Genomic DNA, 22389 nt, shown 5'->3' on the forward strand with positions numbered 1-22389 from the left:
AAAAAGTCATTGCTTATCTAACCTTATCAGAAATCCCCCTCCCGGCGCAAGATGTATTTTTATCTCATCATTTTTCTTAACCGAAACATCCTTTTGTATTACATAGTCTGCTGCATAACGGTCTGCATTCACTCCATCCTTACAAATTGTTGCCTTATAAATGCCATCTTTTAAAAAATCAAATTTTACTACCAGGTCTCTTTCGTCCCAGTTACTCATTCCTGCAACAAACCAGTCATTTCCTTTCTGCCTTGCTGAAACAATATACTTACCCACTTTTGCATCGGTAATAATTGTTTCATCCCAAGCGGTAGGAAGGTTGCCCAAAAGTTCCATGAATTCCGGCTCGCGCATTCCTTCTGAAGGATTTCCTGAAAATATCTGCATCGGACTATCATAAACAACGAACATAGAAAGTTGATGGCAGCGGGTGCCAGGACTTGTCACTACTCCTGCAACAGGCCTTGTACCCTTTTTTGTTGCGTTATTAAGAAGTCCCGGTTCATAATCAAAGCCTCCGGCAAGCATTCTTGTAAATGGCAGAGTGACATCATGCTCGGGTGTTACCTTATTGCTTCCAATATTATATTCTGACCCCATCACACCTTCTCTTGCGACTGCATTGGGATAAGTTCGGTTAAAGCCTTTTGGCGGAAAAGCGCCGTGATACATGATCATAATTTTGTGAGCAGCACAGGCTTTTGCTATTCTATGATAAAAATTAACTGTTTTCTGGTCGTCACGGTCTATAAAATCGGTCATAATAAAATCTACGCCCCATTTATTAAACTGATTTAAAGCACTATCCAGTTGCCTGTCTAGCGTGCGGGAAAGCGTCCACATGCTGATCTTAATTCCTTTTTCTTTAGCGTACGCAACAAGAGTATCCATACTAATAGTTGGGGTTATTTTAAACAAATCATTGTTGTCACTCCAGCCGGCATCCATCATAATACGATCAAAACCGAAACGTTTTGCAAAATCAATATAATATTTATAGGAGGCAGTATTAAGACCAGCTCTAAAAGGAACATTAAAAAGATTAATATCAATTGTCCATTCATCAGTAAGGTTGCCCGGCTTTACCCAGGAAGCATCACCAATTCTTGATGGCGCACCTAGCCTGTATACAAGATCATTTCCCGGCAATTCTTTATCCTCTGCAGCAATCAACAAGACCCTCCAGGGAAAGCTTCTTTTTCCTGAAGTTCTGGCAATGTAAGGGGCCCGTTTAGTGACTTTCATTTCAGAATAGAAGTCTTTTGTCGCCTCCTCTTCAAGGGGGTAGCCTGCAAATACACCCTTTAAGGTGGAAGTGCCGGTGCCGCCAATAAACATTCCCGGGTAATCTTCAAGGTCAGACTCTGTAATGGCTATTTTCGGATCAGTTTCAGGGGCAACCAGTATAGGTGAATAACCGAGAACGCCATCAGCAATACTGTCTAATTTTCTTAATGGATATTCCTCTTCGAAACTTGTGTGAAAAATGTCAGCGTCTGCCCTTTTCTTTACTTCCGGAAAATAGGCGGATGGCTTGCCCGGAAAATTAAACTCTGCTACCTCGTTATTTATATAGGAAGAATCCTTAAATGAGGTAGAAATGCGGTACGCCACCCCATCATCATACACCCTGAACTCAACTTTGTAAGGTTGCTTAAAATTTATAGTCAAAAGATTATATACATCTGGAACTATTCTTCTTTTTTCAGCTACGGGAGAAATTATTTGCTCCCTGATTTTTTTAATAGAGGATGATTTTATAGAATTATTTGCAGACAGAGATCTGTTCTTATCTAATAATAAATCTATAGAAGAAGGTTCCAGAATGGTTTTATTGTCGTAAAAAACCTGGTACTTACATAATTGGCCCATCCAAACTTTTACACTGATTTTGCCAGATGGAGAAAAAACCTGTAATGTATCTTTAGACCAACCTTTACCATATATTACTATAAAAATGAAAAATAGCAAATAACTTTTCTTCTTGTACTGATTGATGTGCTTCATAATTTTCTTAATGCTGCCTCTAAAGATGATTTAATTTTTTTAATATAAATTCTGAATATACTGTATAAATTTATGAACGAAATAATAGTTAATAGAAATCCCTTACCTGAACATTTTTTGTTGTTTAACCGAACGTTGCGCTCAATAGCCGCAATGGAAGTAATAAAGTAAAAAAGCAATTTGCCCTATAACTAACAAAATCTCTTATTTTGCTGGTATTTCTATTATTTCAACATATTTAATTTTACCTGCTGCTAACAGTGTACAATGCACTTTTATTTTTAGTAGTAACCACAGTTTAAGACTCACCAAAAGATACCAATGATCCAAATTGAAGAAACAATAACAAGTAAAATAATTTTTCACAGAATTAGTTCAGAAGAAAATAAGTGTATTTTCAGCAATAGCTTGTTTGACTCTTCTGATGACAATGAAGAGTCGGTTTTTAAAAAGATCTTTTTAAAACCATTTCTTTCTCATTCATTGACATTTGAATTTAAGCATGAAGTTGATATGGATTATAATATTTTATTTAACCTTTCAAAAGCAATTTATGAAGGCGGGGATTTTATTGAAAAGTCAAAAGATATTTCTCAACATTTAATATCGGTATCAAAGCATCCTCATATAAAAGATGGAGATTTTTTTGTTGTTAAGTTTGATGACATAAAACTAAACAATGAATCATATGAAGGTGTGGGTCTGTATAAATTTGAAGACAAGGAAAGCTATATTGATACATCAGTTGATAACAAAGAAGCTGCAATAAAATTTCGAAAAGGAATTGGCAGTCGAAAGCCAGATAAAGCTTGTTTGATAATATTTGCACAGGAACCTTATACCCTTTTTATAATTGACAACAATAGTAATGAAACAGAATATTGGCAGAATGATTTTATCAAACACAAAGCAAAAAATGACTTTATAAATAATACAAGCAATTTTTTGACTTTAACCAAGGACTTCATAACAGCACAAATTCCTACCGAGTATGATGTATCAAAAGCGGACCAGATTGACTTATTAAATCGATCTGTTGAATATTTTAAAACACACGAAACATTTGATAAAACAGAATTTGAAGAAGAAGTTTTTCATCACACAACGATAATTGATTCATTCAGAAAATTTGACGAAACCTACAGGCATGAAAACGATATGGAGTTATCAGATAATTTTGAAATTTCAGAACAAGCGGTAAAAAAACAAGCACGGGTTTTTAAACGTGTTCTTAAACTTGATAAGAACTTCCATATCTACATTCATGGTAACCGTGAGTTAATCGAACAAGGTGTAGATGAAAATGGAAGAAAATTTTATAAGATTTATTACGAAGAAGAAAGTTAATTACCCGGCGAGCATATTTTGTAAGATCGTCGGCAGATAAAAACTTTTAAAGTATTAGGTGCAATTGATAGGGGTGCATCAAGTATTTAGATTATAATATAGTGGATTGTACTGGATTCGAACCAGTGACCCCTACTCTGTCAAAGTAATGCTCTAAACCAACTGAGCTAACAATCCGTGCTTTGCAAAAATAAGGCTTTGAGTTGTTCAAACCGCTTTGAAATAATGAATAGCAGCATAAGCTATAAACAAATCGGCAGATGCATAAAAAAACTGACGGGTAAAAGCAGAATAGAAAACAAATACATACATTTGTCCTGTAGATTTATTTTACACTAGAACATTTTAGCATGAAGGGAATGTTAGGTTGTTACAAACCCTAATAACAGTTTTAATTTCTACCCTTATCTTTTATTCTCGAATTACCTTCATATCCTTATTCTTTAAGTTAATAATAATTTTAATTTATTTGTAATAATACTAATTACTTAGTTCATACGCTATTGTAAAAAAATACTACTGTTTTTTTTGTTCTTTTTGCGTGACAAATTAAGTTACAAGAATAACGTTGAGTAGTGTTCGTGTCTTAAACAGGCATGGAACTTGCTTGGTGTCTAAACAATCATCTTATTTAAAAAATATAACTTTTGAAACATAGTCTTATACTGCTGGCACTCTCCTTTTCTCTTATGTGTTGTACAAAAAATCAGGAAGCTGTACAGACGGGAACTCAGCCGCCCCCGCCGACTGATACTGTAGTCAACTACTTTCCTCACCCTGACCATATTATATTTGTATGGTTCGAAAACAAGAATTACGATAGCATTGTTGGCAATCTTGATGCTCCCTATATTAATTCACTTATTGCCAAAGGAACGCTATTTACCAATATGTATGCAATAACACACCCAAGCTATCCTAATTATGTAGATTTTTTTGCAGGCGACCCTAATGGTGTTGTGAATGATAAGTGTATAGACTCAACAACACTTACAACGCCTAACCTTTATACGAATTTAAAAGCTGCCGGAAAATCATTTGCATGGTATAGCGAAGGCTTGCCTGAAACAGGCAGTACAATTTGTAAGGATGGACTATACTTCGAAAAGCACAATCCGACTACAATTTTTGCGAATGTAGAGCCAACTGCTAATAAAAGATTTGCAGATTTTCCCACTGATTATTCAAAGCTTGAAAACGTTGTATGTATAAGTCCTAATATTCAAAATGACATGCATGACGGCAGCATTGAAAAAGGAGATACCTGGTTAAAAACAAATTTATCTTCTTTAGCAGATTGGTGTGCTACTCACAATAGCATATTTGTAGTTTATTTTGATGAAAATGATAAGGCCGAGGGCAACCAGATACCCGTTGTAGCTTCAGGAGAGCATGTAAAAGAAAACTTCCAGCATTCTTTAAAATATGACCACTACAATTGGACAAGAAGTATTTGTGCAATGTTTTCTGCCTCCGAAACGTGGACTACGAACCTAAGTTCCAGAGATAGTATAAATGGTTGCTGGAAATAAATAGTTGTACTATAAAAGTTGCCAATTACAATAAAACCTGAACACTTATTGTAATTGGCAACTTTGTTTTTTTTCGGGAGATTCTCCGGGTTATAGTTTTACAAATTTCCTGTAAATAACGTTATCTCCGTTTACCACTTTTACAGTGTACACTCCACTTGTAAGTGAACCAACATTAAGTTCAATAACTTTTGATGACGTATTTAAGGGAACGACTTTTTGTTCTATTCCTGAAGCTGATATAACAGATATCGTTGTCGCCCTATTTTCTTCCAACCCGTTGGCTGACACCTGCAAAAAGTTCTTTGCAGGATTAGGGCTAAGCTTTAGACTGATCATATCAATTCCGTTATTTATAGAAACAGACCTGTCAGCCAATAATCTGTTTGATAAAACCGTTACTGTTATATGCGAAGATGTTGTAGAAAGACCTTTATCATCAGTGGCTTTAGCCGTTATGGTATATGTACCCGGTTGTACATTTGACCAGGTATATGTATACGGATAGTTATATTCTGTCCTTAACAATATCAGTCCATTGTAAAACTCGACTTTACTTATTTTGTCATTTGGGTCTTTTGCATTAGCAATTAAACGAATGGTTGCAGGACCGGTATAAGTCGTATCACTTACAGGATCTGCAATGCTTACAACAGGTGCTACATTTGAGTCTACGACCAGTACTGTAATACTGTTAGACGTAGTTACGCTGCCTCCATCATCATAAGCTTTTGCAGTAAGATTGTAATTGCCCACAGGTACATCAAGCCATAAAAAACCATAGGGAAACACATCTTCAGTATGTAATAAAGTAGTACCATTGTAAAATCGAACTTTGTTAATAGTACCATTTACATTAGCTACATCAGCATTTAATTTTATTCTTGCAGGACCGGCATATTTTACAATATTATAAGGGATGGTAAGACTTATAGACGGTGTTTTCATTTCATCTAATACATATCTTGCTATCACTCCAAGGCTTCCCGGATACTGACCATAACCCACAGCATATGCTTTATTATTTGAGATAGCAATATCGTTAATAACATCTTCCTGTCCGCTCGCTTGTGTTATTACCTTTCCGTGATCGCCAAAACTGTTGTCAAAGCTGCCGTCACTACTAAAACGGGCCAGGGCAAAATTAGCTTCTGAACTACCGGCAGTCAATATTTTTCCATCATTCTGTATAGCTACAGAACTGATATTTTCAGAAACTGAGCCCAGGTCTGCTATTTTTGTTCCGTCATTATTAAAGGTATTGTCTAAGCTTCCATCTGTATTATAACGGGCAAGAGCAAAATCTTCTCCTTTCCGGCTGGAAGAAGAGGAAAAACCGGCAGCTACGATTTTACCATCATTTTGTATCGATACCGATTGAGCACTACTGAAGAGATCAAACGTCGTAAATTGTTTTCCATCTTCTGAAAAACTGCCGTCAGGTGTTCCATCCACATTGTAACGGGTAAGCGCAAAAAAAGAACTGCTATAACCACGAGTGTCAATTGAACTATATCCTGCCACTACTATTTTTCCATCTTTTTGAATTACCAGGGAGTTTGCGAAATCACTAAATCCTAAATCGGTTGTTAGTTTTCCATCATTCGAAAAGCTACTATCAGGAGTTCCATCAGTGTTATACCGGGCAAGAGCAAAATCTTCATTTTGGTGCTGTGACGGATCTGTATATCCCCCCACTACAATTTTTCCATCTGCCTGAAGAGCGACTGAGGTAGCACTGGCTGAACGGTCAGTACCAAAATCTGTTATTTTCTTTCCCCCAGTTCCAAAACCTTTATCAAGGCTGCCATCAATGTTGTACCTGGTGACTGCAAAATTAGGTCCTGCAACACCTGCCAACACAATTTTTCCATCTGTTTGAATGGCTACAGCGTAAGCATAGTCATCAGAAGTGCCAAAGCCTGTTGTTTGTCTTCCATCCTGGGAAAAACTATTATCAGGAGTTCCATCTAAATTATAACGAGCAAGTGCAAAATCGTAATTACTGCCATTCCAGGTATAACCTGCTGTCACTAATTTTCCATCCTTTTGAACGGCAGTGCTTGTATAATACGTTGATCCCTGGTTTAACCGAAGCTTATCAATTAACTTTCCGCTTCTTCCAAATGTATCATCCAATCGTCCATCTGTATAGAACCTGACGACATCAAAATTATCTCCGTAGTCCATACCTGCCGCTACAATTTTTCCGTCAGTTTGTATAGCTATCGAATAAGCGAAATCGTCGCCGTTAACGTCAGTTGTCAACCTTCCGCCTGCATTAAAAGTATTGTCTAAACTTCCATTTGTATTAATTCTTGCAAAAGCAAAATCAGCATTACCACCTTCAAAAGTATAACCGCCAACCACTATTCTTCCATCACTTTGTATCACTAGTGATGTAGCATAATAACCACCTCTAGAAGAAGTTATTTGTTTTCCATCTTCACTAAAAGTATTGTCTAAAGTTCCGTTCGTATTATAACGAGCAAGGGCAAATTGAGCATCGCTACAAGTTGCATCATTACATTTATATTGATAGCCGGCAATAACAATTTTTCCGTCATTTTGAATAGATACAGCTTTGCCTATGTCGTCAGAAGAGTTAAAATCAGTTGTCTGTTTTCCGTCTTCCGAAAAACTGTTGTCGAGACTACCATCATTATTATACCTTGCGATAGCAAAATCAGAAAAACTATTTCCATAAGTCTGGCCGGCAACCACTATTTTACCATCATTCTGCAATGCTATTGAGTAGCCATAGTTTACCTCAGAACCAAAATCGGTCGTCTGCTTTCCATCATCAGAAAAATTATTATCTGCCGTTCCGTCGGTATTATAACGCGCAACTGCAAAATGAATATTGCTGCCAACTAGGGCATAACCTGCTACAACTATTTTACCATCGCTTTGTACTGCTATTGCATTAGCAATGTTATATCCTGATCCAAAATCTGTTGTTTTCTTTTGAAGAAAGGCATTGTCAACGGTACCATCCGTATTGAACCTGGCTACTGCGAAATTGTTACCGTGATCATTCCCGGCAATTGCTATTTCCCCATCAGGCTGTATTACAGCAACCGCTTTTTCTATATCGATGGGTTCCGAAAAGCCGTTATTTCCATAACTTACATCAGGAGAACCATTCTGCAGCCTCTTTGCAATGTAAGATTGACCAGATGATTCAATAAGAACATACAACTTTCCGTCTTTTTGCAACATTACCTGTCCTCCGGTAGTAGCATAATTAATGTCATTTGTAAAACCAAAATCTGTTTTAACAATACCGTTGGTTCCAAACGAAGAATCAAGTTTCCCTGCCTGGGAATAGCTTACTTTACAACAACAGAAAAATACAAAAAAGATTAGAGTAAAATTTTTCATTTTCAGAATAAATAATTTTTATTGAAGGATTTTGAAAACTTCTTTCAGAGAAAAATTGGCGGACAATAACATTAAAGTAATTGACTTTTATTAGTCGGTGAAATTTAAAGAGAACCTAAAAAAAAGTAATAAAAATAACCATTCCCGGTATGACGAAAGCAAAGAACTACTCTATTATTACATATATTTTTATTTAATACATTTGTATTCATTCAACAATCATCTAAAATCAGGGCTGCAGTAGTATATGGTTCTATTGCTTTTTTCTTAGGCGGTCGAAAACCAATCAATAAGCAAAAGGCCCAAAGTAAATACCTTGGGCCTCCGGAATTTGTTATAATGGATCCTATACTTTTAATCTTCCGTTTATCTTTTTTACATTTTATATGCTACTTACTTTTAAGTGCTGTGATTTTCGTTAATAATGAAGCTTTCAAGATGTTTAAAACATGTATATTTTCGCATTGCTATTTATTTGATCCCTTACTTAGAATTATTTACAGAAACGAGTAACATGTTGGCAAATCAAACAGAATACAATTAGTCAGTAACAGGCCCTAAAAAGTTTGTATTGACAACTGCTATTTGTTTATCACCTTCATACAAGCCAAGTTTTAGCTTACTTTTCCTGTCATGTATATTTTTTTTAGGTAAGACTATAAAGAAAGACCCACTTCCCTGGCCTTCTTTCGCAACATCTATATAGGGCTTGCCAATTATCTCGATTTTACCTTTTTCATCTTCCAGTTTTATTGTTAATGGAATCTCGCTGAGCGTTTTGTTAGATAATTTAATATTATACAGGTTAGATACACTGTCGGTTCCTCGTTCCTGGAACAGTATACCAGGTGTGCGCATGACGGTAACATCTATATCTTTTCTTGTAAATAAAATTACTGATAAGACGCCTACTACAAGTGCACAAAGAGCAGAATACATTTTCATTCTTGAAGTGTACTTTAATGGCTCACCATTCTCAATACTGTTTTCACTCGCATAGCGGATTAAACCGCGAGGCTTGCCTATTTTATCCATGATGTTATCACAGGCGTCTATGCAGGCGGTGCATCCTACACATTCCATTTGTACGCCATTGCGAATATCAATACCGGTTGGACAAACTTTTACACATGCAAAGCAATCAATACAATCACCAAAAATATTCTCAGTATTCTTTTTAGCTATTCCCCTTGGCTCACCGCGTTTGTAATCATAGGCAACTACCATTGAGTTTTTATCAAGCAATACACTTTGTAAACGGCCATAAGGGCAAACAACCGTACATGCCTGCTCCCTGAAAAAAGCATAGACAGCATAAAAAACACCACTAAAAATCAATAAAGAAGAAAAGCCAACAATATGATTGGTTACGGGTTCTGTAATAATTTTTTCAAGTTCTTTTACTCCAATAATATAAGCTAAAAAGAAATTAGAAATTATAAATGACAGCAGGTAAAAAGCCAAATGTTTAGCTGTTTTCTTCATAATTTTCTTACTGTCCCAAGGTGCTTTTGCAAGCATTTTTTGATGGGTTGCATCTCCTTCAATCCAGTACTCCACTTTACGAAACATCATTTCCATAAAGTTTGTTTGCGGACATGCCCACCCACAAAACAATCGGCCAAAAGCTGCCGTAAAAAGAATGATAAAAAAGATAAAAGTTATCATTCCAAGGCCAAGAATAAAAAAATCCTGTGGCCAGAAAACTTTACCAAATAAAATAAATTTTGCGTCTGGAATGTTGAAGAGAAACAAAGGCCGTCCATTAACCTTTACGAAAGGCAAACCGAAAAACGCAAGAAAATAAAATAAGCTCAAATAAGTGCGGATCTTATAAAACTTTCCTTTTGGTTTGTGTGCATAAATCCAGTTTCGCTTTCCTTTTTCGTCAACAGTAGCTATGCGGTCACGAAAGCTTTCTGCACTTTTCGGTTGTATTTTTTGTGTTGCTGAGATCATCTTTTAATTTATTGCAAGCTTGTTGTCTGATGTATTTTTGTTAGCTGATGTCGCCGCTGCATCGTCTTTATATAATTCACCCTGTGGCTCTTTTGCATTAGCAGGCTTACTACCATGCAGCGATTTTATATAGCTTGCTATCTGAGCTAACTGCACGGGACTAAAATCATCTTTCCATGATTTCATTCCTTTTTCCGGAACACCGTATTTTATTGTTTTAAAAACATCTTTTACGCTTCCCTTATGCAGCCAATAATCATCTGTCAGGTTTGGCCCAACAACTCCCTGACCTTCTGCGCCATGACAAGGAGCACATGTAGAAGTAAATATTTTTTTACCTTCTCCCAAAGCTGCTGCATCCGTTAGCAGAGTAACTGTATTCTCATCCACTTTATTAGCAGCGCTTTTCAGGTATTCCTCTTTTTTCACTTCTGCATTTGCCACTTCTGCCTGGTACTCTTCTATAGTAGATGGTGCGGAGTGAGACACATGAAATCTATACAGGTATATGCAACCAAAAATGATGCATACATAAAAGCCGTACAACCACCATGGAGGTAAATTATTATCAAGCTCCCGGATTCCGTCATAATCGTGCTCGAGAGTCATAGCAGTTTCTTCATGAACGGGCTTGAAATTATTCATCTTTGCCCACCACTTTTTCCAAACCGGCTCTTTTGCCGCTCCCGCTTCCACAACCAGTCCTGGTTTTTCCTTTGAAATCAATTGCTTAACGAAATACAGCATTAGCAACAGCACGATTACTTCCAACCCTATTATGCTTGTTAGCATATAAAAGGAGCTTTTTGACAGACCTCCAATGGTAGCGTTCACCACTTCCTTCGTTGCCGGTGCAGCCTCGCCATCCCCTGCAAAAGCTGCCGATACAAAAAGACATAACCCAGAAATTACTAAAGTTTTTACAGCAGATGTAGCTTTTACTTTTTCTTTAAACCGGTCAACATTAAATTCTGCTACGCCGATTAATACATAGGCCAACATTCCTATTGCTAACAGCAATGCACCCGCAACAACTAAAAGCATAACAGCTAAAGAATTGTTTAATTCAGAAGGTTTTGGTGCATCGGCTGCAAATACATTAACCGTTGAAAGCAAGGCATAAACGCATATTAGTGCCACACTTTTTAGTCGTTGTTTTCTACCTGGAAATTTCATTGTTATAAATATTTTCAAATTAGTTTATTGGTTTTCCTCGTCTAAAGGAATATGACTTAGAGTCTTAATAAGGTTTTTATCAGCACGCCATGCCCACAAAGCCATTACTACAAAAAAGGTGAAGAAGATGAGGAAAGAAGTCATAGCGTATACATCTACTCCGGTTATCTTTTCTAAATAGTTTATAAATTTCATTTGTTTATTTTTTGTCGTTTGTTTTCCAAATTGGGATTTGTGTGATTTTTGGGATGATTGGGATAGGGAATCATGTATTATTCCTTTTGTCTGATACCTAATTTTAGGATTTATCAGATTAGAAGATCGTTTTACTTTCCTCATAATCCCATACTCCCATAAGTCCCTCTAATTCCTCGTTCAGACAATCCCACAATTCCTATTCATACAATCCTTCCAGTTCAGATAATTACCTAATTGATGCAGTCTGTTGTTTTGATTCTGCTTTAATATCGGTACCTACACGTTGCAGGTAAGCAATTAGCGCAACTATCTCACTTGTATTCGAAGCTTGCAGCTTATCTTTTTTCAGGCTTGCTTTTATTTTATTTCCCTGTGCTATCAAATCAGCGTTGGCTACTTTATCATATCCTGCGGGATAAGGAACACCAAGAGTTTGCATTGCTCTTATTTTAGCACCTGTTATGCTTGTATCAACCTTGTCATCCAGTAGCCATGGGTAAGAAGGCATGATAGAACCGGGCGACATTATACGAGGATCTAACATGTGGTTGTAATGCCAGCTATCGGGATATTTTCCTCCTATGCGGGCCAAGTCCGGACCAGTTCTTTTACTTCCCCACTGGAATGGATGATCGTACACAAACTCGCCAGCTTTGCTGTACTCGCCATAGCGTGCAACCTCATCTCTAAACGGGCGTATCATTTGTGAGTGACACGTATAACAACCTTCACGAACATAAATGTCGCGGCCCTGCAACTCAAGTGGAGTATAAGGCTTAACAGAAGTAATTGTCGGTATATTGCTTTTAATAAGAAACGTAGGAACAATTTCAAGAATACCACCTATTCCAACTGCTACCAGGCTAAATACCAGCATTTGCACTGGCCTTCTTTCAATCCACCTGTGCCAGTGTTGCTTGCCATGTGTTTCAATAACCTTAGGAAGTGGTGCAGCTTCAGCAACTTCATTGGCTACCAGGCTACCAGCGGCTACTGTTTTGTAAACATTATATACCATTATAAAAACTCCGGCGAGGTAAAGTGTACCACCAACGCTACGAGTCATATACATTGGCAGAATATTAGTAACTGTTTCTAAAAACTGGAACTTTAGTTGTCCTTCTTCAGTAAATGTTTTCCACATCATGCTTTGTGTAAACCCGGCCCAGTACAATGGAACAGCATATAAAACAATACCGATAGTTCCGACCCAGAAATGTGTATTTGCAAGTTTTTTAGAGTAAATATTGGTTTTGAATATTTTTGGAATAATCCAGTAAATAACTCCGAATGTTAAGAATCCATTCCAACCTAAAGCACCTATGTGTACGTGAGCAATAATCCAGTCTGTATAGTGGGCAACAGCATTTACATTTTTAAGACTTAGCAGCGGGCCTTCAAAAGTTGCCATACCATAACATGTTACGGCCACTACCATAAATTTTAAGATAGGATCTTCTCTTACCTTATCCCATGCACCCCTTAAAGTGAACAAACCATTTAGCATACCACCCCAGCTAGGTGCAATGAGCATAACGCTAAACACAACACCAAGGCTCTGAGCCCAATCGGGTAACGCAGTATACAACAAGTGGTGAGGACCTGCCCAGATATAAATAAATATCAACGCCCAAAAGTGAATGATAGATAAACGATAACTATATACCGGCCTGTTGGCCGCCTTAGGCAAAAAGTAATACATCAAACCGAGGTAAGGCGTAGTAAGGAAAAATGCAACAGCATTATGCCCGTACCACCACTGCACCAAAGCATCCTGTACACCTGCGTACCAGCTATAGCTTTTTAAGAAAGTAAAGGGTATTTCGAAAGAGTTTACGATATGCAGCATGGCAACGGTAACCCAGGTAGCAATGTAAAACCAAATGGCAACATATAAATGACTTTCGCGGCGTTTGATAATAGTACCGAACATATTGACACCAAAAGCAACCCAAACAACTGTGATAGCAATGTCAATAGGCCACTCCAGTTCTGCATATTCTTTGCCGGTTGTATAACCCGCAAGTAATGTAATTGCCGCAGCAACGATGATCAACTGCCATCCCCAGAAGTGAAACTTACTTAGCTTGTCGTTGAACATGCGGGCTTTACACAAGCGCTGCAGGGAGTAGTAAACGCCCATAAAAATGCCATTGCCAACAAACGCAAAAATAACGGCATTGGTGTGTACGGGCCTTACCCTTCCAAAGGTAGTAGGCGCATGGTCAAAATTAGCTGACGGAAAGAAAAGCTGGATGGAAGCAAGTAAGCCTGCAAGCATACCAACAACTCCCCAGATAATGGTAGCATAAGCAAACATCTTTACAATGTCGTTGTCGTAATAAAACCTGTCAACCTTAATGGCTGTCTTTTTTTCCCGGGGTTTCGGCAGTTCTTCAAATTCTGTTGTCGTAATGTCTAACATGTAATCAAATGTTTATTATTGTTTTTTTGAATTGGGGGCATCATCAAATAATATTCTAACCGGAGGACTCATTTCATCGTCGAACTGTCCTTTTTTTACACTCCATAAAAAGGCAATGAGAAATATCGCTGCTACAGTTATACTTGCTATTAATAAGAGAATTATGACACTCATGATTTTTGTTATGAGGGTTCAAAAGTAGAATGCGGGTAATGTGGAGATATTGACTGTACTCAAGGGTAAATATGATTGTTATCAGTTTTTAGAATTGATTGAACCATGCAGATATTCCTTTAATAACTCTTACATAAAGTCATTGACTATCTGGCACTCGCAATGCGGGCAGGAATCATAAGATAACAACGATAGCTCTGGTAATAAGAGGGTGAACTTTTTTACAGAACAAAGTACTAAGGGCGGGCACAGAAAGAGTAAAGAAGAAAAACCCTTCAGGAGATATATGAAATCAAGTAAAGTTTATTACTCCATCTACTTCAATCCCATCTGGCGTGCTGCTAAATTACTTGCACCAAAAGTTATCAATAAAATGCTTAAACTGCTCGAAGGCATTAGGATTGCGGCAATCATTGGAGATAAATTTCCCTGGACAGAAAAGTAAATACCTACGAGATTGTATATAATTGATATAATAAAGCTGGCAACAATAATACTCCTGTTTATTTTACACAGCCTGATAAATTTATATAATAAAGGCAATTTATCTGCTTCAATAATTGCATCGCTTGCAGGAGTAAAATTGTTACAATTCTCGCTGACAGCAATTCCCACATCAGCTTGTTTTAAAGCACCTGCATCATTTAACCCGTCACCTAACATTATTACTTTTTTCCCTTTATTTTGCAATTGCTTGATCATCTCCAGTTTATCATCAGGTTTTTGATGAAACCGGACATCTGACTTATTACCGAATATCTTTTTCAAAAAATTCTTTTCCCCTCCATTATCTCCACTTAAAACCGAAAGAGGATATTGCTTCTTTAATTCATTCGCTAGTAAGACCACATCTTTCCTGTAGTGATTTTTAAAAACAAATTTTCCAAGCACTCTTTCTTCTATTGAAACATAAACAGCGGTTTCTTCTTCAAAGTCCTCACCTCCCACCACAAACTTTTTTGACCCTATGGCAACAAGGTCACCATCTACAATCCCTTCAATTCCCTTTCCCGGTTTTTCTTCAAAACCCATAACTTTAGAATCAGATTTTATTGCCAGAAATGATGTTATTGCCTTACTCATAGGATGCGTAGATTGTGCGGCAAGCAGGGCAATCTTCTTTTTGTTTTTAATGTTTAAATGTTCACCATTATATTCTATATCATAATATGCTCCGGTTGTCAATGTTCCTGTCTTATCAAAAACAATGTGATTTGCATTAGCGAGATCTTCGATAGTTTGTGCATTTCGCAGATATAGCTTGTTGCGACTTAGTATTCTTAAAATGTTTCCGTTAGTAAATGTATTGCTTAGCAGCAACGCACAAGGACAAGCAATTATCATTACAGCAGTCAGACTGTTCCAGATTTTAGAAGCGTCATTAAAATACCAGTACAAGGCAGTTATTGCAGCTATAGCAAAAACGCCCCATGTAAAATACCGGCTGATTAAATGAACAAAAGAGCGTTGGTTATAATTCTTGTTTTGTTTTAATTCATCGCGGTTCCATAATTTGGTAAGGTAACTTTGCGCCACTTCTTTTATTACCAGTATCTCTATATTACTACCTGTTTGCTTGCCTCCTGCATATACAATTTCACCCATTTCTTTTTGTACAGGCAGGCTTTCGCCTGTTACAAAACTGTAATCTATCAGGGCGCTTCCCCTTGTCAATATACCATCTGCAGGTATCAGTTCTTCATTATGTATTAATAATGTATCATTTAGCTTAATGTCCGGCAAAGCAACAGTTTCTTCCACTTCTTTATTTAAACGCACGACAGCAATGGGAAAGTAAGAAGTATAATCTCTGTCGAAACTTAACTGCTCATAGGTTTTATCCTGAAGCACTCTGCCAATAAGCATAAAAAAAACAATACCCGACATGCTGTCGAAATAACCGCTACCGGATGAAGTCAGTACTTCATACAGACTTCTGCCAAAGGTTACCCAAACAGCAAGCACAATCGGCGCATCAATATTTAGAAATTTATGTTGAAGACTTTTCCATGCGCTAACATAGAATTCGGAAGCGCTGTAAAAGAAAACAGGCAGGCTAAGAAACAGGTTTAGGTAACGAAACAAATTAACCAGGTTTTGCTCCTTTACATCAATTCCCAGGTACTCAGGAAAGCTCAGCAACATTATGTTGGCAAAGCAAAATCCGACAACGCCGAGCTTATAAATTTTTGATTTATTCAGCTTTGGTTTAACCTGTTTCATATCATTGAAGCTGATATGAGGTTCATAGCCAATACTGGTCAGCAATTCGGCTACCTGGCGAAAAGAAACTTTTTGATGGTTAAATATAATATCTGCTTCTTTTCTTGTAAAGTTTACTTTGCTGCTAATAATATTTTCATCTAGACGATGCAGGTTTTCGAGCAGCCACAAACAACTACTGCAATGCATTTGAGGCAAATAAAAAGAAACATGTGTTTGTGCTTCATCTTTATAAGCGATTAATGATTGCTTTATTTTCTCATCATCCAGAAACGCGAATTTATCTTTCCTGACTCCAATTTTCCGGCTAATACCAGGATTTTTAGAAATTTCGTAATAATCGCATAGCCCTCCCTGGTTCAAAATTTCGTAAACCATTTTGCAGCCCTCGCAGCAAAATTGCTTTTCCCCGGCAATTACAGGATTTTTACCACAATCTTCACCACAATGAAAACAAATTACCTGTTCGTGTATAGATTGATTCTTCATGAGTCAGTTTATTGCTTTAGTAAGGCTCTGTCTGCTTTATTTAATTAATTACTTGCGACTTAGTCGTCCGCCTGATTTTAGGGGTCAAAAGTATTTGAGCGAAAAAAAACAACAAATGATACAGTTCACAGAAAAACATGACAACAATCAGGAAACTATAAAAACAGGCAAAAGGGAAAAAATGAAAATGCAAAGCAGACCTAACGAATGTCATATTTTAAGAGAAACCCGCCTTCTACTTTTGCACAATGATACACAGTTTTAATGTTGACAGCGTGCTCATTAATAAGTATAACCAACCCGTCCCCAGGTATACAAGTTATCCAACGGTTCCTTATTGGAAAGAAGAATTACCGGTTGAAAGCTGGGAGGAAATAATTCAAAATGAATTTGCAAATAATAATAGTACCAGGGGGATCAGTTTATATATTCATCTTCCTTTTTGTGAAAGCTTATGCACTTATTGCGGATGCAATAAAAAGATTACAACCAACCATAAGGTAGAAGACGAATATATTTCAGCCATCGAAAAAGAGTGGAAGCTGTATACAAACCTAATGTCTGAACCTCCTGTTATCAGGGAAATTCATTTAGGTGGGGGCACACCCACATTCTTTTCTCCCCAAAATCTTGAAAAGCTACTTAATATCATTCTTACCAATAGCACTATTCATCCATTGCATCAATTCAGTATCGAAGGTCATCCTAATAATACCACTCTTGAGCAATTGCAGGTATTATATACTTTTGGCTTTCGCCGTATTAGTTACGGCGTGCAGGATAATGACCCAAAGGTGCAAAGAATAATTAACAGGATACAGCCTTTAGAAAATGTAAAAAAAGCCACCACAAATGCAAGACAGACAGGTTTCACCTCTGTTAATTTTGACCTCATTTATGGCTTGCCATTACAAACTCTAGAGAGTATTGAAAGAACCATACACCAGGTTACAGAACTAATGCCAGATAGAATAGCTTTTTACAGTTACGCTCATGTGCCCTGGACCAGTAAATCTCAAAGGTTGTTTGATGAAAGTGACCTGCCTGCGGCCGAAGAAAAAATAGCTTTATATTTAAAAGGCAAGGAAATACTTTTAAATAAAGGCTATGCGGATATTGGCATGGACCACTTTGCTTTACCCCAGGATGAGTTGTATAAAGCCCGGCGGAATGGAAAGCTGCATCGGAACTTTATGGGATATACAACCCAGAATACAGGAATGCTGATAGGGCTGGGAGTATCAGCCATCAGTGACGCAGGAAGTGCTTATGCTCAAAATGAAAAGACAATTCATGATTATTATGCTGCAGTAAATGAAGGGCGCCTACCTGTTAAAAAAGGACACATACTAAACAAAGAAGAGATACAATTTCGAAAAAATATTCTTGATATAAGTTGTAAAGGGTTTACATCATTTCATGCAGAACAATTGCCGTTGCTTCAAAAATATTCATTTCCAGAATTGGAATTATTGGCAGCAGATGGTTTGGTAGAATATGATACCCGGGGATGCAAATTGACAGGAAAAGGCCTTTTTTTTATCCGCAACATTTGCAGTGCTTTTGACTTAAACATACAAAGAAATAAAACCAGCCTGCTGAACCCATTGTTTAGTAACGCGATATAGTTTATCATCTCCTTCTATTAAAATGCGAACACGGAATTCACTTTTCCTGACAACAATCATCTTTTTAAATGACGCATATAATTGCTTTTGGCTTGCTGGCTATAATACTTTTGAATAAATATTCCAGATTCATGTTAATAACAACAATGTCGGCTTTAACAATAATGGGTAACAAATAATTATTTATAACAATCACTATGGACAATAATAGTAAGGAAATAATAATAACCAGGGACAGTATTGTTGTTGATATACAAAAAGCATTTAACTTGTTCTATCCCTATCTTAAAATTGAATTTTCCACAAGCCCAAAGGGAGTCCTTTCTTTAAAGAAACATTCCATTAATCCTCAAAACAGTATTGGTAAAATAACTAACCTTACCAGTACTTTAAAATTAAATGTTGATGAAGACAGAACTGTAGCTGAGATTGAAAAAGAATGCCGAGAACTCTTAGGACTATCTATACAAGTATTTCGAAAATCAGGAAATGTGTGGAATGTCATCTCGCTTACTGACGGATGGACCCTGGAAAGCCAGAATAAGGCAGGAGAGTTTATAAGTACAGAAATGTCTGCTGCTTCGTAAATCAGTTTGCCAAAAGATTTAAATTGCTTAAGCAGGGATATTAATTAGTATAACGCCCCCAAAATACCTTTCAATCAAATTGTTGTCCTGCCTTCAAATATTTACTTCCTGCTGCTTATACTCAGTTCCTTATACAAAGGATAGAAGTATAGCGGCTGTTGAATAAAATCACTTGGTTTTTGATTGCTTCCGCGATGAAGCATCATTTGTTCCCACAGAACTATTACGAGAGTAGAGGCTTTTACCAGTTTCACCTGTCAGGAATTGTTTCTGAAACTGGATGTACCTTATTTGGATTCTCATTATTTGCAGCGCCTTCATATTATTGCTTCAAGCCTCAAGAGTGAATACAATACCGGCAATTAAGAGAGATCTTTTCATATTTCTGTTTCTTTATTTATAATTATTTGATACCACACACGTTCTTCTTCTATGACCTCCGATTCAATTTAGAACTATTTGATAAGCTGCCTGCTATATTAGTTCCTATTTTCCTTTTCATACTACTGTCCTTTAAAAATATTTACAGGTCTTTTTTATTGAATCTTTTAATTGCCAGCATAATGGGTGAACATATCCAGGCGAGCATAACCAGGATTATAAAAAAATAGCCGGTCATGCCTTCGAAAAACTCTTTGAAAACAGCACCTGTATAGCCCATCATTGCAGAAATATCCATCTTAAGCAATACAAGAATTCTACTTAGATCAATAGGGTTAAGCGCAGTCAACCCAATTGATATTTTTTCTAAAGGATAATCCGCAAATTGGAAAAGAAGAAACAAAATCAATCCGTCAAAGATGATCGCAAAGTAGAACCAAAGTAAAATAGCCACACCAATTCCTTTGGCTTTGTCTCTTGTAATAACACTGGCAAGAATAGCTAAGCCGGTAAATACAGCAGTAAGCATTACAGCGGCAAGTACAAGGGTTAGCCCAACATCAGAACGGTCATATAATAATACAGGCAATCCTATGCCAATTATTACTGCAAGCATTAAAGAACTCGCAAGTCCTGCATAAATACTGGTTAACAAAGTTGTTCTTTTTATAGGCTGCGAAACCAGCAGCTCGATAAACTCTGACGAATTATACACATAAATTGTTGAAAAAATAACACTTAGTAAGGGTACAATAATCAGCACAATGTTCAACAGGCTCAATAATCCTTTTGAGCTATTATCGTCAAGGCTAAAAACGCTCATCGATACAGCAAGCAAAAACAGGGTATATCCCAGCACAACCTTGTTTCGGAGAATATCTATCATTACATATTTAATCAGCTTCTTCATCTTAAATGTTTTTCATTATCTGTGCCATCGCCTTACTCAATTGCACTTCTCCTGTATCGTGTTTTAACTGCTCAAACGACTTATGGAACTTTAATTTTCCATCCTGCATATATATTACTTGTGTAATTATTTCGTCCAGCTCGCTCAATACATGCGAGGTTATCATGATAAGTTTTCCATTCGCTTTTTCTTTGCTAATCTTTGCTTTTAATATCTCCGTTGACACCGGGTCAAGACCGGCAGTAGGCTCATCAAGTATCAATACATCAGGTTGAAACATAAAAGCCAGGCTTGCCCCTACTTTTTGCCTTGTGCCTCCTGATAAAGTTCTCATTCGTTTATCCATAATCTTATCGAGCCCAAACTGCCAGATAAGTTCTTCATCTAAATGAGTCGTGAAAGACTTACGAATGTCTTTCATCATATCTATCACCTGTGCTATTCGCATATTCTCCGGAAAGCGCCCAATCTGTGGCATGTAACCAATTTTGCTCCTGTACTCCCAGTCATGCTTTATGTTTTGTTTATTAAAAGTAATAAAGCCGCTGTCTGGCACTACCATGCCAAGCAGGCATTTTATAAAAGTGGTTTTACCTGAACCATTAGGTCCAATCAAGGCAATGCTTTCACCTTTGTTGCACGATAGATTTATAGAATCTAAAGCTGTTAGCTTTCCAAATTTTTTTGTTACGTTCGTCGCAAGTATCATAGAGATAACGGTTTCATTAATGGTTTATCATCTTTCAATTCTACAGGTGTAATACTTGGCATCAATCGTTCCGCTTTATCCATTATACTTACCATAAAACTTCTAAGCAAAATAGAGGCAGAAGGCATTTTTTCAACTATCATACTATATAAACTCACAGGCTGATAATGTATATCGCCTATGCCATCTTTATTTAAATCGTAGCCTTCGTACTTGTCCCAATAGTTCTCATTAAATATATTCAACTGCATCGTACCATTTGTACCTACATCAAATGTATTGCCGAAATAATTGTTTTTGGTAATAGTATTGGCCTCGCAACTTGCCTGCACCCGCATGGCCCAGCCGTTCGATTTAAACGTGTTATTAGAAAGCAATATCCTGCTCGTTCCTTCCATATAAATGCCCACGGTATTTCTTAAAAAAGTGTTTCCTTCAACTGCACCGCCCTGAATTTCTTTTAATAAAATACCATAAGCAGCACTACCCCAGTTTTCTTCGAAAGTGTTATATCTCATCACCACGTTTTTCGAAAACATAACTGCTACACCAGAGCCATTGGTTCTAAATGTGTTATGGATATAAGTGTCATCATTTGAAAACATAAAGTGAATGCCATAACGAAGATTTTTGAAGCTGGTATTATTTTGAATCAAAGAAGCGGTTACAAACTCGAAGTACAAGCCATCTCTATGCCTTGTAAGACTATTGTTAAGTATGCGTAAGTTGTTGCTTTTCCAGCAGTGAATAGCGTTGCCTGACTCAACCTCGTCTGTACTGTTACCCTGCATGGTGTTATTGCTTATTTCACTATAACTGGTATTTTGAAGATATACACCTGCTGAATTATTCAGCAACCTGTTGTTACGAACAATCACATTCTTACTGTTCAAAATCTTTATAGCTGCCCAGTCATAAGAACTGGAATAACCGGCATTACATACCTCCAATCCTTCCAACACTACTCCACTTGCTTCAACCCTAATTACTTGCGATTTACTTTTTCCATCTATTACCGGGTAACCAACTCCCCTTACGCTTACAGCTTTGTCAATTACAATTTCACCTTCTGCATAAACTCCTTTATTTATAAGAATGATGTCACCATCTTTTGCTGCAGCTATTGCACTTTTAATTGATTTATATTGTTTGCCTGCACCAACTTCAATAACAGATGCCGTTGCAAATAGCTGCATTAATAATAGAGTTATTGCGAGAAATACTTTCACTTTCGCTTAATTGATTTTTATAACAGCACTT

General features: G+C 37.0%; 17 protein-coding genes and 1 tRNA gene. 5 read left to right on the forward strand and 13 right to left on the reverse strand.

Annotated features, from left to right (window positions below; all coding sequences use genetic code 11):
* Positions 1-6 precede the first annotated feature (6 nt).
* Positions 7-2007 (reverse strand): glycoside hydrolase family 97 protein, encoded by a 2001-nt coding sequence (locus tag B154_RS0126710; protein ID WP_018617427.1) that lies wholly within the window; start codon positions 2005-2007, stop codon positions 7-9.
* A 321-nt stretch (positions 2008-2328) separates the two neighbouring features.
* Here B154_RS0126710 and B154_RS0126720 point away from each other — a divergent pair, with 321 nt between their 5' ends.
* On the forward strand, positions 2329-3354 hold the full coding sequence (locus B154_RS0126720; protein WP_018617430.1) for a nucleoid-associated protein: 1026 nt from the start codon (positions 2329-2331) through the stop codon (positions 3352-3354).
* Between the two features lie 102 nt (positions 3355-3456).
* On the opposite strand, the gene B154_RS0126725 is transcribed toward B154_RS0126720, so the two are convergent.
* Positions 3457-3531 (reverse strand) — tRNA-Val (locus B154_RS0126725).
* A gap of 470 nt (positions 3532-4001) precedes the next feature.
* On the opposite strand from B154_RS0126725, the gene B154_RS29900 reads away from it, so the two are divergent.
* Positions 4002-4886, forward strand: coding sequence for an alkaline phosphatase family protein (locus tag B154_RS29900; protein ID WP_051084358.1), 885 nt, complete (start codon positions 4002-4004; stop codon positions 4884-4886).
* Between the two features lie 90 nt (positions 4887-4976).
* On the opposite strand, the gene B154_RS31160 is transcribed toward B154_RS29900, so the two are convergent.
* The 7 genes from B154_RS31160 to B154_RS0126770 form a co-directional block, all read right to left on the reverse strand.
* Entirely contained in the window at positions 4977-8270 is a 3294-nt protein-coding gene (locus B154_RS31160; protein WP_018617433.1) for an Ig-like domain-containing protein, read from the reverse strand.
* A 540-nt stretch (positions 8271-8810) separates the two neighbouring features.
* Complete coding sequence (gene ccoG, locus B154_RS0126745; protein ID WP_018617434.1) at positions 8811-10229, reverse strand: cytochrome c oxidase accessory protein CcoG; 1419 nt, start codon at positions 10227-10229, stop codon at positions 8811-8813.
* 3 nt (positions 10230-10232) lie between these two features.
* The gene (locus tag B154_RS29910; RefSeq protein ID WP_018617435.1) at positions 10233-11405 is read right to left on the reverse strand and encodes a cbb3-type cytochrome c oxidase N-terminal domain-containing protein; all 1173 of its coding nucleotides are present in this window, start codon (positions 11403-11405) and stop codon (positions 10233-10235) included.
* Between the two features lie 24 nt (positions 11406-11429).
* Complete coding sequence (locus B154_RS31710) at positions 11430-11600, reverse strand: cytochrome C oxidase Cbb3 (RefSeq protein WP_071595336.1); 171 nt, start codon at positions 11598-11600, stop codon at positions 11430-11432.
* A gap of 229 nt (positions 11601-11829) precedes the next feature.
* Positions 11830-14028 carry a cytochrome-c oxidase, cbb3-type subunit I gene (ccoN, locus tag B154_RS0126760; protein ID WP_018617437.1) on the reverse strand — a complete coding sequence of 733 codons (2199 nt, stop codon included), beginning with the start codon at positions 14026-14028 and terminating at the stop codon, positions 11830-11832.
* Positions 14029-14043: 15 nt separating this feature from the next.
* The gene (gene ccoS, locus B154_RS0126765; RefSeq protein WP_018617438.1) at positions 14044-14202 is read right to left on the reverse strand and encodes a cbb3-type cytochrome oxidase assembly protein CcoS; all 159 of its coding nucleotides are present in this window, start codon (positions 14200-14202) and stop codon (positions 14044-14046) included.
* Between the two features lie 315 nt (positions 14203-14517).
* On the reverse strand, positions 14518-16914 hold the full coding sequence (locus B154_RS0126770) for a heavy metal translocating P-type ATPase (protein WP_018617439.1): 2397 nt from the start codon (positions 16912-16914) through the stop codon (positions 14518-14520).
* A gap of 115 nt (positions 16915-17029) precedes the next feature.
* Between B154_RS0126770 and B154_RS32665 the strand changes: the two genes are divergently transcribed.
* The 3 genes from B154_RS32665 (at position 17030) to B154_RS0126785 (ending at position 19129) form a co-directional block, all read left to right on the forward strand.
* Entirely contained in the window at positions 17030-17179 is a 150-nt protein-coding gene (locus tag B154_RS32665; protein ID WP_157580978.1) for a hypothetical protein, read from the forward strand.
* Positions 17163-18542: an oxygen-independent coproporphyrinogen III oxidase gene (gene hemN / locus B154_RS0126780; protein ID WP_018617441.1), complete on the forward strand. Its 1380-nt coding sequence runs from the start codon at positions 17163-17165 to the stop codon at positions 18540-18542. Before B154_RS32665 ends, hemN begins: the two co-directional genes overlap by 17 nt.
* Positions 18543-18739: 197 nt before the next feature.
* The gene (locus B154_RS0126785; RefSeq protein ID WP_018617442.1) at positions 18740-19129 is read left to right on the forward strand and encodes a hypothetical protein; all 390 of its coding nucleotides are present in this window, start codon (positions 18740-18742) and stop codon (positions 19127-19129) included.
* 101 nt (positions 19130-19230) lie between these two features.
* Here B154_RS0126785 and B154_RS32670 read toward each other — a convergent pair whose 3' ends face one another.
* The 4 genes from B154_RS32670 to B154_RS0126800 all read right to left on the reverse strand — a co-directional run bounded on the left by B154_RS32670 (position 19231) and on the right by B154_RS0126800 (position 22358).
* Positions 19231-19383 (reverse strand): hypothetical protein, encoded by a 153-nt coding sequence (locus B154_RS32670; RefSeq protein ID WP_157580979.1) that lies wholly within the window; start codon positions 19381-19383, stop codon positions 19231-19233.
* 269 nt (positions 19384-19652) lie between these two features.
* Positions 19653-20420 carry an ABC transporter permease subunit gene (locus B154_RS0126790; protein ID WP_018617443.1) on the reverse strand — a complete coding sequence of 256 codons (768 nt, stop codon included), beginning with the start codon at positions 20418-20420 and terminating at the stop codon, positions 19653-19655.
* A gap of 1 nt (position 20421) precedes the next feature.
* Positions 20422-21129, reverse strand: a complete 708-nt coding sequence (locus tag B154_RS0126795; RefSeq protein WP_018617444.1) for an ABC transporter ATP-binding protein — start codon at positions 21127-21129, stop codon at positions 20422-20424.
* Positions 21126-22358, reverse strand: coding sequence for a nitrous oxide reductase family maturation protein NosD (locus tag B154_RS0126800; RefSeq protein WP_026260476.1), 1233 nt, complete (start codon positions 22356-22358; stop codon positions 21126-21128). The genes B154_RS0126795 and B154_RS0126800 overlap by 4 nt, the downstream gene beginning before the upstream one ends.
* Positions 22359-22389: the final 31 nt, after the last annotated feature.

The organism is Segetibacter koreensis DSM 18137, assembly GCF_000374045.1.
GTDB lineage: Bacteria > Bacteroidota > Bacteroidia > Chitinophagales > Chitinophagaceae > Segetibacter > Segetibacter koreensis.